The organism is Roseobacter sp. HKCCA0882 (assembly GCF_037805225.1).
In the GTDB taxonomy this organism is placed as follows: domain Bacteria; phylum Pseudomonadota; class Alphaproteobacteria; order Rhodobacterales; family Rhodobacteraceae; genus M30B80.
In genome coordinates this window covers 1,167,728-1,179,356 of the sequence record NZ_JBBLYI010000001.1, presented here as the reverse complement: position 1 = coordinate 1,179,356, position 11,629 = coordinate 1,167,728, and the positions used below count along the sequence as shown (strand labels likewise).

At 58.3% G+C, this 11,629-nt stretch carries 12 protein-coding genes; 3 read left to right on the top strand and 9 right to left on the bottom strand.

Going from position 1 to position 11,629, the window contains the following annotated elements; all coding sequences use genetic code 11:
• Position 1: 1 nt before the first annotated feature.
• Positions 2-292 carry a DUF1330 domain-containing protein gene (locus AAC622_RS06055; protein WP_340260850.1) on the top strand — a complete coding sequence of 97 codons (291 nt, stop codon included), beginning with the start codon at positions 2-4 and terminating at the stop codon, positions 290-292.
• Between the two features lie 76 nt (positions 293-368).
• Here AAC622_RS06055 and gltA read toward each other — a convergent pair whose 3' ends face one another.
• Positions 369-1,661: a citrate synthase gene (gltA, locus tag AAC622_RS06050; protein ID WP_317654426.1), complete on the bottom strand. Its 1,293-nt coding sequence runs from the start codon at positions 1,659-1,661 to the stop codon at positions 369-371.
• Positions 1,662-1,765: 104 nt separating this feature from the next.
• Positions 1,766-3,172, bottom strand: a complete 1,407-nt coding sequence (gene gltX / locus AAC622_RS06045) for a glutamate--tRNA ligase (protein ID WP_340260848.1) — start codon at positions 3,170-3,172, stop codon at positions 1,766-1,768.
• A 114-nt stretch (positions 3,173-3,286) separates the two neighbouring features.
• Here gltX and AAC622_RS06040 point away from each other — a divergent pair, with 114 nt between their 5' ends.
• Positions 3,287-3,859: a hypothetical protein gene (locus AAC622_RS06040; RefSeq protein ID WP_340260846.1), complete on the top strand. Its 573-nt coding sequence runs from the start codon at positions 3,287-3,289 to the stop codon at positions 3,857-3,859.
• Positions 3,860-4,049: 190 nt separating this feature from the next.
• On the opposite strand, the gene lexA is transcribed toward AAC622_RS06040, so the two are convergent.
• The 6 genes from lexA to AAC622_RS06010 form a co-directional block, all read right to left on the bottom strand.
• Positions 4,050-4,757, bottom strand: a complete 708-nt coding sequence (gene lexA / locus AAC622_RS06035; RefSeq protein WP_340260844.1) for a transcriptional repressor LexA — start codon at positions 4,755-4,757, stop codon at positions 4,050-4,052.
• 106 nt (positions 4,758-4,863) lie between these two features.
• Complete coding sequence (locus tag AAC622_RS06030; protein WP_340260842.1) at positions 4,864-6,051, bottom strand: molybdopterin molybdotransferase MoeA; 1,188 nt, start codon at positions 6,049-6,051, stop codon at positions 4,864-4,866.
• Positions 6,048-6,530 (bottom strand): cyclic pyranopterin monophosphate synthase MoaC, encoded by a 483-nt coding sequence (moaC, locus tag AAC622_RS06025; RefSeq protein ID WP_317654433.1) that lies wholly within the window; start codon positions 6,528-6,530, stop codon positions 6,048-6,050. Before moaC ends, AAC622_RS06030 begins: the two co-directional genes overlap by 4 nt.
• Positions 6,531-6,537: 7 nt before the next feature.
• Complete coding sequence (trpC, locus tag AAC622_RS06020; RefSeq protein ID WP_340260841.1) at positions 6,538-7,350, bottom strand: indole-3-glycerol phosphate synthase TrpC; 813 nt, start codon at positions 7,348-7,350, stop codon at positions 6,538-6,540.
• Between the two features lie 13 nt (positions 7,351-7,363).
• Positions 7,364-8,380 (bottom strand): anthranilate phosphoribosyltransferase, encoded by a 1,017-nt coding sequence (trpD, locus tag AAC622_RS06015; RefSeq protein WP_340260840.1) that lies wholly within the window; start codon positions 8,378-8,380, stop codon positions 7,364-7,366.
• Positions 8,377-8,964, bottom strand: a complete 588-nt coding sequence (locus tag AAC622_RS06010) for an anthranilate synthase component II (RefSeq protein WP_340260839.1) — start codon at positions 8,962-8,964, stop codon at positions 8,377-8,379. The genes trpD and AAC622_RS06010 overlap by 4 nt, the downstream gene beginning before the upstream one ends.
• A 116-nt stretch (positions 8,965-9,080) precedes the next feature.
• On the opposite strand from AAC622_RS06010, the gene AAC622_RS06005 reads away from it, so the two are divergent.
• Positions 9,081-10,091, top strand: coding sequence for a divergent polysaccharide deacetylase family protein (locus AAC622_RS06005; RefSeq protein ID WP_340260838.1), 1,011 nt, complete (start codon positions 9,081-9,083; stop codon positions 10,089-10,091).
• Positions 10,092-10,101: 10 nt separating this feature from the next.
• Here AAC622_RS06005 and trpE read toward each other — a convergent pair whose 3' ends face one another.
• The gene (gene trpE, locus AAC622_RS06000) at positions 10,102-11,625 is read right to left on the bottom strand and encodes an anthranilate synthase component I (RefSeq protein ID WP_340260837.1); all 1,524 of its coding nucleotides are present in this window, start codon (positions 11,623-11,625) and stop codon (positions 10,102-10,104) included.
• Between the last annotated feature and the right edge of the window lie 4 nt (positions 11,626-11,629).

The window sequence follows — 11,629 nt, the reverse complement described above, 5'->3', positions numbered from 1 at the left end:
TATGGCAGGGGCATATTGGGTGGCACATGTCACCGTTACAAATCCAGAGGAATATGCGCGCTATGCCGAATTGGCAGGCCCTGCGATTGCGGCCTTTGGTGGCAAATTCTTGGCGCGCGGTGGTGAGGTGATTATCAAAGAAGGGCAGGGTCATGCGCGCAATGTGGTGATCTGGTTCCCCAGTTTGGCCGATGCCAATGCCTGCTATGACAGCCCCGCCTATCAAGAGGCGATGGCATTTGCCAAGGACAGCTCAATACGCGAATTGATCTTGATTGAAGGCGTGGAATAATCCACCGCTGCCTTGCATGACACAAAAAAGCCGCCCTTTAGAGGGCGGCTTTTCTTTTTCCGTCTAAAGTCGTGCCTTAGCGCTTTGCGATATCGACATAATCGCGCTTGGTTGGGCCCGTATAAAGCTGACGCGGACGGCCAATTTTTGCCGCAGGATCGTTCAGCATTTCTTTCCACTGTGCAATCCAACCCACTGTGCGGCTGACCGCGAAGATCGGGGTGAACATTGAGGTTGGGAACCCCATCGCATCCAGAATGATGCCTGAATAGAAATCCACGTTTGGATAGAGTTTCTTATCCGCGAAATAGCTGTCTTCAAGCGCGATTTTCTCAAGTTCTTTCGCAACTTGCAGGGTTGGATTGTTCTCAACACCCAACAGATCCAGCACCTCATCGGCGCTTTCCTTCATCACCTTCGCGCGCGGGTCAAAGTTTTTATAGACGCGGTGACCAAAGCCCATCAGGCGGAACGGGTCATTTTTGTCTTTCGCGCGGGCGATATATTCGGGAATGCGATCCACAGTGCCAATTTCGCGCAGCATTTCAAGGCAGGCTTGGTTCGCACCGCCATGTGCAGGCCCCCAAAGGCAAGCAATACCCGCCGCGATACAGGCAAACGGGTTCGCCCCAGACGAGCCCGCCAAGCGCACCGTTGAGGTGGAGGCGTTTTGTTCGTGATCTGCGTGCAGCGTGAAAATGCGATCCATCGCGCGGCTTAGCACAGGATCAGGCACATATTCCTCGGCGGGCACGGCAAAGCACATCCGCAAGAAATTGGTCGCATAATCGAGGTCATTGCGCGGATACACAAAGGGCTGGCCGATGGAATATTTATAGGCCATCGCAGCAATGGTTGGCATTTTCGCGATCATACGGATCGAGGCCACTTCGCGCTGCCAAGGATCCGCAATATCGGTGCTGTCGTGATAGAAGGCCGACATTGCGCCCACGACACCCACCATTGTCGCCATTGGATGCGCGTCACGGCGGAAGCCACGGAAGAAATTATGCATCTGTTCGTGGATCATGGTGTGACGGGTCACGCGGGTCTCGAAATCTTCCAATTCGGCCGCTGTCGGCAATTCGCCATAAAGCAAGAGGTAGCAAACCTCGAGATAATGCGAATCTTTCGCCAGTTGGTCGATGGGATAGCCGCGGTGCAAAAGCTCGCCCTTGTCGCCATCAATAAAGGTGATCTGGCTTTCGCAAGACGAGGTGGAGGTAAAGCCTGGGTCATGGGTGAACACGCCCGCTTGGCCATATAGTTTGGTGATGTCGATGACATCAGGCCCTGCTGTGGGGCTGTAGACGGGTAGATCGAAGTCGCGATCATTGATGCTGAGTTTGGCCGTTTTCGTGTCAGTCATGACGTTCCCTCTCGCTTTGCCGCGCAAAACACAGGGTTTGCACGGGGGGTGTTGACGTATCTGGCCGTAGCATGCGCTTGGGGCCTCATTGGTGCGGGTCTGGTTTAATCCGCACCAACCGTTGCATCCGTAAGTCGGGCAATGGATTCGTCCCGACCCAGCACGAGCATCATATCAAAGACGCTCGGTGAAACTGTTTGTCCCGACAAGGCCGCACGAAGCGGTGCTGCCAATTTGCCAAGCTTGGTCTCATGCGCCTCGGCGACTGCGCCGATCAGCGTTTCAAGACCCTCACGCGTCCACGTAGCATTCTGCAACTGCGCAGTCAATGATTTCAGTATACCACGGGATACATTATCCAGCGCCCCTAAGGCCTTTTCGTCAGGTTTTATTGGTCTTTCGTTCAAAGCAAATGCGGCCTTCATCAAAAGCTCTGGCAGGGATTTGGCGCGATCCTTTGTGCAATAGAGCGCGGATTTGAGGCCATCTTTCTGCGATTGCGAAAGGGCGGGCTGACTGGCCGCTGCGAGATATGTTTCAATATCCCGCAAAAGCGCGGCATCTTCCATCTGTGCGATATGCCATTGGCAGACATTTTCGAACTTTTTGAAGTCAAGCCGCGCAGGCGATTTGCCAATGCCGCCCAGATCAAACCATTCGGTCGCTTGGGCATCGGTGAACAATTCATCATCACCATGGCTCCATCCCAGACGGGCGAGATAATTGCGCATTGCGGCAGGCGGATATCCCATCGCGGCATATTCCTCGACCCCCAAAGCGCCGTGACGCTTGGACAGTTTTTTGCCGTCTGGCCCGTGGATCAGCGGGATATGCGCCCAAATCGGTAAATCCCATCCCATTGCGTGATAAATCTGGCTTTGCCGTGCGGCATTGTTGAGATGGTCATCGCCGCGGATCACATGGGTCACACCCATGTCATGGTCATCGACCACCACCGCCAACATATAGGTCGGGGTTCCGTCCGAGCGCAGCAAAACCATATCATCCAATTGCGCATTGCCGATGGTGACACGCCCCTGAACCTGATCTTCGACGATGGTTTCACCATCACGCGGCGCGCGCAGACGGATCACAAAGGGCGCGTCAGGGTGGGTTTCAGGGGCCGCATCCCGCCACGGGCTTTGATAAAGGGTGGATTTGCCTTCGGCCCGAGCCGCCTCGCGAAAGGCTTCAATCTCGTCTTGGGTGGCAAAGCATTTATAGGCCGTGCCATTTTCCAGCATCGCGCGCGCCACTTCGGCATGGCGGTCCGCGCGCTCAAACTGGCTAATGGGTTCCCCATCCCAGTCGAGGCCAAGCCAAGCCAAGCCCTTTAAAATGGCCTCTGTCGCCTCTGGGGTCGAGCGGGCGCGATCCGTATCTTCGATCCGAAGCAGGAATTTTCCACCCCGCCCGCGCGCGTAAAGCCAGTTGAACAAGGCCGTGCGCGCGCCGCCAATATGCAAATACCCCGTGGGCGAGGGGGCGAAACGTGTGACAGGCTGGTTCATCGGCTTACCTTTCGCGGGTTTGGGTGGTGGCCCTTAACCCTTCTCTTACAAACTTACGGCTAGGTTTGGCTCTGTGTTTAGGCACTCCGCAACAGGGAGACAAGGGCGCAGAACGTGCCGATTGCAGCACCACATTCACCAATCCACATCTTGACACGTCGCCTTGGGTTTCGCGCTGTTGTTTCTAACTTCCGCGCGCAAGCCCAATATCGGTTTTTATGGGTGCCTGCCTTTTTAGCCGCAGGCATTGCAGCATATTTTGCGCTGCCTGTGGAACCTGACACGGGCACGCGCATCGCCGTTTTTGCGACGGGGTTTGTGGGCGGATTGATTTGGAACGGGCCAATGCGGGCCGCCTTTCTCTTGCCCATGGGGGTGGCCCTTTGGATTTGGGGCCAAAGCCCGCGACCAGACATATTGATTGCCGCTTCAGCGCGTCTTGTGGGGGTGATGGATGCGGCGGGCCTGCGTGTGCCGAGCCATGCGCGCGGCGAGGGGTTCGTGGTGGATCTCTGGCTTGAAAACAATGGGGATCGCGCGATCCAACCCGAGGCGGCCGCACGACCGCTTTGGCAGGCGAAGGGGCGGGGCAGGCTGCCACCGTCAAAGGGTATCGTCTTTGGCACGGACGGGGCGAGGCGGCCTTGGCGGATGCCCTTTCTGCCTGTGGGGCAGCGGATGTTGTGATCCTTGCCGCCCGTCTAAACCCATCGGATAGTCCAGGGCCTTGCCTATTTTTTGATGCGCGCGATATGGCCCGTGAGGGCGCTGTGGCCTTGCATTTGCCCAAGGGGGCATCGGCCCAATTACCATAGAAACAAGCCGCGCATCACAGGGTGCGCGGCTTTGGTCTGGCAGGTCGCGATAAAAAGGGGGGTCAGTAAACCCGCACCAAGCCAACAAGGCGACCTTGTACCTTCACCTGACCTTCGGGCAGAACGCGGGTTTCATAGGCAGGGTTGGCCGCCTCAAGCGCGATCATATTGCCCTTGCGGCGAAAGCGTTTGAGCGTGGCCTCATAGCCTTCGACCAAGGCCACAACGATGTCACCATTCTCGGCGCTGTTGCGTTCTTCGATGATGACCATATCGCCATCATTGATGCCCGCCTCAATCATAGAGTCGCCTTTAACCTCTAGCGCGTAATGCGCCCGCCCTGCGGCCAACATGGAGGCTGGTACGCTGACGTGATGCGAGATGTCCGCCAAAGCCTCAATCGGGGTGCCGGCTGCGATGCGGCCCATCATTGGCAATTCGCTGACCCCGCGGGTCTCAACCGCTTGCGCGCGGGCGGGCGGGTCGACCCTGTCCCCCTCGATCACGCGGGGCGCAAAGCCTGCTTTGGCCCCAGTGCCAAATTTCTGCTCTAACGCATCGGGCAGTTTTACAATCTCCAGCGCGCGGGCCTTATGGGCCAGACGGCGGATAAAGCCCCGTTCCTCAAGGGCGGTGATCAGACGATGGATGCCCGATTTCGAGCGCAAATCCAGCTCATCCTTCATCTCGTCAAAACTGGGGGGAACACCGTACTTTTGCATGCGGCGGTGGATGAATTCCAACAGGTCTAGCTGCTTTTTCGTCAACATCTCGAACGGGCCTCTGCTCATGCATCGCTTGGCGTGATGCGGTTATGTTCGATGAATGTTCTACCCTTGTTCGCCTATTTTGTCAACGCCCCTGCGATTTTAGGTGTTAAAGGCTGAGGTAATCAACAAGATCGCCCGCCTTGCGCGGCCCGTCATGCGGGGGGCGGATCAACAAGGCACCCGCCTCGGCGAAAATGGTCAAGAGCGCGCTGTCTTGGCTTGTAAAGGGGGCAATATGTGGCAGCGCCGCCCCCTTTTGCGGCGCAAGGCTTGCGCGCATGTAATGGGCGCGGGGGCCATTGGCGGGCAGATCAGTTGACAGTTGCGCCTGTTTGGTGCGGCGCGGGGATTTGGGTAGCCCTTGGAAGGCGCGCAATTGCGGTACCATGAAAAGATACCCGCACACCATGGCGGATACGGGGTTTCCTGGCAAACCCAAGAGGGCCGCATCTCCCATCCGCCCCGCCATCAGGGGCTTTCCAGGGCGCATTGCAATCTTATAAAAGCTGCGCTCAAGCCCCAGATCTTGGGCCACGGCGCCAACCAAATCGTGATCGCCCACCGATGCACCGCCCACAGTGACAATCAAATCCGCGCCTTTTGTCATCTCAAACGTAGCGGCAAGGCTGTCGCGCCTGTCGCGCGCAATCGGCAAAAGGCGCACGACCGCGCCCTCAGCCTCGGCCATTGCGGCCAAACCATAGGTGTTTGAGGCAATGATTTGATCAGGGCGCGGGGTTTCACCGGGGCTGACCAATTCATCCCCTGTTGCAATGATTGCCACCTCAGGGCGGCGATAAACCGAAAGGCGCGGCGCATTCATGGCCGCGGCCAAGGCCAGATCCGCAGGGGTCAGGCGGCGTGGTGGGGTCATCTCTGCCCCTGCTTTGAAATCAGCGCCTGCAGGGCGAATATGGGGTGCGTCATCCACTGCATTGATCACGATATGATCCTCTGCGGGGGTGACATCCTCTTGGATCACAATATGATCGGCCCCTTGCGGCAGCGGGGCGCCCGTGAAAATACGCACCGCCTCACCTTGGCCAATCTGGCCCTGCCATGCTTGCCCTGCGGGGGCCGCACCCACCACCCGCAGCCGCGCGCCAAGGCACAAATCCGCGTTGCGGATTGCATAGCCATCCATCGCAGAGGCCGCAAAGGGCGGCTGATCACGCATCGCCACAACAGGCCGCGCCAAAACCCGCCCCCCTGCATGGCGCAAGGGGATATCTTCAGCCCCCAAGGGCTGCGCCAAGTCCAAACACCGCGCGAGGGCCTCACTTACGGAAATCATTGCGCCTCGTATTTCCCTGACTTACCGCCATCTTTGAGCAGCACGCGCAGCCCGCCGATTTCCATCGCGCGGTCGGCGGCTTTGAGCATGTCATAGACCGTCAGCGCGGCGGTGGAGGCGGCGGTCAGCGCCTCCATCTCAACACCTGTCTGGCCCGTGGTTTTCACAATCGCCACGATCCGCACCCCGGGCAGGGCGCTGTCTGCCTCAAGCGTCAAGGCCACTTTTGACAAGGATAAAGGATGGCACAGCGGGATCAAATCGGCGGTTTTCTTCGCCCCCATGATCCCCGCAAGCCGCGCGACCCCCAAAACATCGCCCTTTTTCGCAGTGCCACTTTCCACAAGCGCCAATGTCTCAGGGGCCATGCGCACAAAACATTCGGCCATCGCCACGCGATCAGTTGCGTCTTTTGCAGAGATATCCACCATATGCGCCTGTCCGTCTTTGTCGAAATGGGTCAGTTTTTGCTCGCTCATGCCGCCCTCACATTGTGCCATTATAGGGGTCAGATAAGAGCGCGCTTGTGGCCGCGGCCACATCATCCGCGCGCATCAGGCTTTCGCCGATCAGGAAACTGCGCGCCCCATATTTTGCCATATCGGCCAAATCTGCAGGGGTGAAAAGCCCGCTTTCGCAGATCAAAAGCCGATCTTCAGGGGCCATGCGCGACAGGCGGCGGGTGGCCTCAAGGCTGGTCTCAAAGGTGTTGAGATTGCGGTTATTGATCCCCAATAGGCGTGATTTCAGGGCGCTTGCGCGCTCTAGCTCAGCCTCATCATGCACTTCGATCAGCGCATCCATCCCCCAATCAAACGCTGCCGCCTCAAGCTCGGCGGCTTGGGCATCACTGACAGATGCCATGATGATCAAAATGCAATCGGCCCCCCAAGCGCGCGCCTCGGCCACTTGATACGTGTCATAGAGGAAATCTTTGCGCAGCGCGGGCAGGGTGGTTGCGGCGCGTGCCGCCACCAGATAGTCAGGCGCACCATGAAAACTGGGGGTGTCGGTCAGAACCGAGAGGCAAGTGGCCCCGCCCGCCTCATAGGCCTGTGCAAGGGCCGGCGGATCAAAATCAGGGCGGATCAACCCTTTGGACGGGCTCGCCTTCTTGATTTCAGCAATCAAGCCATAGCCTTCGCGGCTGGCCTCTTGTAGCGCCTCGGCGAAGGGGCGGAGGGGCGGAGCATTGCGCGCCGCATCCTCAACCTCGCTAAGAGGGGTCGCTGCCTTTGCGGCTACGATTTCCTCAAGCTTATAGGCTTTGATTTTTTCTAGGATCGTAGGGGTGCTCATGCGGCCTCCGATGTCAGGCTTGCGATGTCAGGCGGGCAAGGGCGGTTAGTTTTGCCTTGGCCTTGCCGCTGTCGATGCTGTCGCGGGCCATCTCGACCCCTGCGCGCAGATCACTGGCGTGATCCGCAACCACAAGCGCACAGGCCGCATTCAAGAGGACCGCATCGCGATAGGCTGATGGCGCGCCCTCAAGCAGCGCGGCAAAGGCGCGGCCATTCTCCTCAGGAGAGCCACCCAAGATATCGCGCAAGGGGTGAACGGGCAGGCCTGCATCCTCGGGGTGAATTTCACCGCCTGTGATTTTTCCATCCTTAAGCTTTGCAACCTGTGTGGCCCCGCAGATCGACACCTCATCGCTGCCGTCATCTCCATGGACAAGCCATGCTTTCTCGGATCCCAAATCCTTGAGAACTTCAGCCATTGGGAAAATCAGGTCAATCGCAAAGGCCCCGGTCAATTGCCGTCTCACTCCTGCAGGGTTGGTCAAAGGCCCAAGGATGTTGAAGATGGTTTTGCATCCCAATTCTTGGCGCACGGGCATGACATGTTTGATCGCGGGGTGATGCATTGGGGCCATCATAAAGCCGATGCCAATTTCATTGATGGCACGTTCTGCGACTTCGGCACCGACCATGACATTGACCCCCAAGGCGGTCAGCGCATCTGCTGCCCCTGATTTGGACGACAGATTGCGATTGCCATGTTTGGCCACGGTCACTCCTGCGCCCGCCACCACAAACGCGGTCGCGGTGGAAATGTTCAGCGTGCCCATGCCATCGCCACCTGTCCCCACGATATCTATCGCGCCTGCGGGTGCGGACACGGCGGTGCATTTTGCGCGCATCACAGCCGCCGCCGCCGCATATTCTGAAACGGATTCACCGCGCGCGCGCAAGGCCATCAACAAGCCCCCCATTTGCGCGGCGGTTGCTGTGCCCTCGAACAGATGTGTAAATGCCGTCTCGGCTTGGGCGCGGGATAGCGGCCCTTCTGAGGCCGCAAAGATCAGGGGTTTCATTGCATCGCTCATGCAGGCACCGCTCCCTTCGTGGTGTCGATAAAGGTTTTCAGCATCGCATGGCCATGTTCCGAACGGATGCTTTCGGGATGAAATTGCACGCCCTCAATCGGCAGGGTTTTATGGCGCAGCCCCATAATCGTGCCGTCTGTTAATTCCGCTGTGACCTCAAGACAATCGGGCAGGGAGGCGCGCTCGACCACCAGACTGTGATAGCGCGTGGCCAAAAGGGGCGAAGGTAGGCCTGCAAAGACCCCGATGCCCTTGTGATGGATCTCGCCCAGTTTGCCATGCACGATTTCATGGCACTGCACGACCTTACCCCCAAAGGCCTCGCCAATAGTTTGATGCCCCAAGCACACGCCAAAAAGCGGCACGCGGGCCTCGGCGGCAGCGCGGGTCAGATCAAGGCAGATACCCGCCTGTGCGGGGTCACAAGGCCCAGGTGAAAGAACAATCCCATCTGGCCCCATGGCCAAGGCCTCGGTCACTGTCAGCGCGTCATTGCGCAAAACGCGGGTTTCTGCCCCAAGCTCGCCCACGTAGTGAACAAGGTTATAGGTGAAACTGTCGTAATTATCGATCAAGAGAAGCATGACGGGCTCGCGGAATTGGGGGTGTTTTGGCAGATCACTCAGGCTATAAATGTTCAGAGCCGCGCCTCGGGGTCAAGGGAGGTGGGGCTGAAAACATGCGGCACTGCGCAGATTGATTGGCACAAGAGAGGGTAAAGTCGGATGCTAAAGGGGTTTTGGTCGGTGCCGTGATCGGCCCGGTGATCTCTGTGACGGGATTATTGGGCACATCCTATTTCTTGGGGCAAGACACGGGCGGGGTGGTGGAGCAGGCCCAAGAGGCCGCAGCCCCCTCCCCAGATCCTGCCCCTGCCGCCGCGCCTGAGCCAGAACCCCAGCCAGAACCACAGCCAGAGGCTGAGCCGCAGCCAGAACCTGAGCCAGAACGCGTGATTTGGCCAACAATCACGCCAGATGCCCCTGTTGCACAACCCGCGATGCCCCCCGTGTCGGCCTCGGCACCTATGCCAGAGCCCGAAGATCTGCCTGCGGTCGTGGCCTACGCAACGCCGTTTTCTGCACCGCAATCTGTGCCGCTTTTCTCAATCTTGCTTTATGATGATCCCGAATTTCCGCTGACCGATAGCACCTTGCAAAGCCTAACGGTGCCTGTGAGCGTCGTGATTGATCCCACGCGCATGGATGCAGAGGCGCAACTGGCGCGATATCGTGCGGAAGGGATTGAGGCGGTAATAGAGGCGCGGTTTGCTGATCTTGCGGCATTCGAGGCCGCGCTCGACCGCCTGCCGCAAACTGTGGGCTTGCTTGACAGCGCCGATGGAACATTGCGCGGGGATATTTCCCTCCAAGGTCAGGTTCTGGCGCGGATGGGGGAAACGGGCCATGGGCTGATTGCAGGTGCCTTCGGCCTTGGCGGTCTTGAGCAGGCCGCCGCCCGCGATGGCGTTCCTGCCGCGCGTCTTTACCGCGTTTTGGATGACGAGGGGCAATCTGCGCCCGTCATGTTGCGGCTTTTGGATCGTGCGGCTTTTGAGGCACAGCAAACAGGCAGCTCGATTGTTTTGGGCCGCAGCTATCCCGAAACCTTGGCGGCGCTTTTGTCTTGGGGGGCAGGGCAGGCGGCTGTGAACGCAAGCTATGCGGTCGCGCCCGTCTCAGCGATCTTGCAACAGACCCTCATGCGCTAGGCGTTCTTGTCTAATCTTTGCTATGGGATTGGCCCGCGAATTGCGCGGCCTCTGCCGCAGCTTTGCGCAAGGCGCGCGATTTGTTCACGGTTTCCATGAATTCCGCCTCGGGGTCACTGTCATAGACAACGCCGCCGCCTGCTTGGATGTAAAGCTGTGCATCTTTTAAAACAGCCGTGCGCAAGGCGATACAAATATCCATATCACCGCCCGCGCTGAAATACCCGACACCGCCCCCATAAACGCCGCGCTTTTCTGGCTCTAACTCGTCAATAATCTGCATGGCGCGCAATTTGGGCGCGCCCGAGACTGTGCCTGCGGGCAGACCCGCCAAAAGGGCGGAAAGCGCATCATGCTCATCCGACAATTCGCCCACAACATTCGAAACGATATGCATCACATGGCTGTAGCGTTCGACAATGAATTCGTCGGTTGGACGCACTGTGCCTATTTTGGCGACACGACCCACATCGTTGCGGCCCAAATCCAGCAGCATAAGATGTTCGGCCAATTCTTTTTTATCGCTCAGCAAATCCGCCTCAAGCGCGCGATCTTCTTCGGGCGTTGCACCGCGGGGGCGTGTGCCTGCAATCGGGCGAATGGTGACTTGGCTGCCTTTGACCTGCACCAAAATCTCTGGGCTTGCGCCAACGACTTGATAAGGCCCGAAATTGAAGAAGAACATATAGGGCGACGGGTTCGTGCGCCGCAACGCGCGATAGAGGGCGAAAGGTGGATGCGGGAAATCCTGCGTCCAGCGCTGCGAGGGAACAACCTGAAAAATATCGCCCGCTCGAATATAGGCCTTGGCCTTGTCCACGGCGGCGAAATAGCCCTCTTTGGTGAAATTGGAAACGGGCTCAACGCCAGATGTGTCTGCATCCACCCCCAAATGGCGTTGCGCGATGGCAGGGGCCTGTTCGAGCTTGTCGAGCGCCTCTTGCACCCGCGCGCAGGCCGCCGCATAGGCGGTTTCCGCCGAAATATCCGCCGAGAAGAACGCAGGCGACACCAAGGTTACATCGCCCTTAACCCCATCTAGCACGGCAACCAAAGATGGGCGCATCATCACGGCATCAGGCAGGCCAAGCGGGTCTGGGTTCACATCGGGCAAATGCTCCACCAAACGGATCATGTCATAGCCCAAATAGCCGAATAGACCCGCTGCGGCCTGTGGCATATCGGCGGGCAGATCAATTTGACTTTCGGCCAAAAGCGCGCGCAGCGAGCTGAGGGGTGCGCTGTCGCAATCAACAAAATGATCCCGATCTTGGGCAGCGTGGCGGTTGATCCGCGCATGTGTGCCGTGACATTCCCAGATCACATCGGGGGCCATGCCCACGATTGAATAGCGGCCGCGCAATTCCCCGCCGGTGACAGATTCAAGCATGAAACTGTCTTGGCCCGCATTGGCAAGTTTCAGCATCAGCGAAACAGGCGTGTCCAAATCAGCAGCCAAACGGGCATAGACAATCTGGTTTTTGCCTTGCGCCCAACCTTCGGCGAAGCTGTCAAAACGGGTGATTAGCGCCATGATC

Excerpts from the sequence above, each read along its gene's own strand:
- AAC622_RS06055 (WP_340260850.1), top strand. The coding sequence starts at position 2 with ATGGCAGGGGCATATTGGGTGGCACATGTCACCGTTACAAATCCAGAG.
- gltA (WP_317654426.1), bottom strand. The coding sequence starts at position 1,661 with ATGACTGACACGAAAACGGCCAAACTCAGCATCAATGATCGCGACTTC.
- gltX (WP_340260848.1), bottom strand. The coding sequence starts at position 3,172 with ATGAACCAGCCTGTCACACGTTTCGCCCCCTCGCCCACGGGGTATTTG.
- lexA (WP_340260844.1), bottom strand. The coding sequence starts at position 4,757 with ATGTTGACGAAAAAGCAGCTAGACCTGTTGGAATTCATCCACCGCCGC.
- AAC622_RS06030 (WP_340260842.1), bottom strand. The coding sequence starts at position 6,051 with ATGATTTCCGTAAGTGAGGCCCTCGCGCGGTGTTTGGACTTGGCGCAG.
- moaC (WP_317654433.1), bottom strand. The coding sequence starts at position 6,530 with ATGAGCGAGCAAAAACTGACCCATTTCGACAAAGACGGACAGGCGCAT.
- trpC (WP_340260841.1), bottom strand. The coding sequence starts at position 7,350 with ATGAGCACCCCTACGATCCTAGAAAAAATCAAAGCCTATAAGCTTGAG.
- trpD (WP_340260840.1), bottom strand. The coding sequence starts at position 8,380 with ATGAGCGATGCAATGAAACCCCTGATCTTTGCGGCCTCAGAAGGGCCG.
- AAC622_RS06010 (WP_340260839.1), bottom strand. The coding sequence starts at position 8,964 with ATGCTTCTCTTGATCGATAATTACGACAGTTTCACCTATAACCTTGTT.
- trpE (WP_340260837.1), bottom strand. The coding sequence starts at position 11,625 with ATGGCGCTAATCACCCGTTTTGACAGCTTCGCCGAAGGTTGGGCGCAA.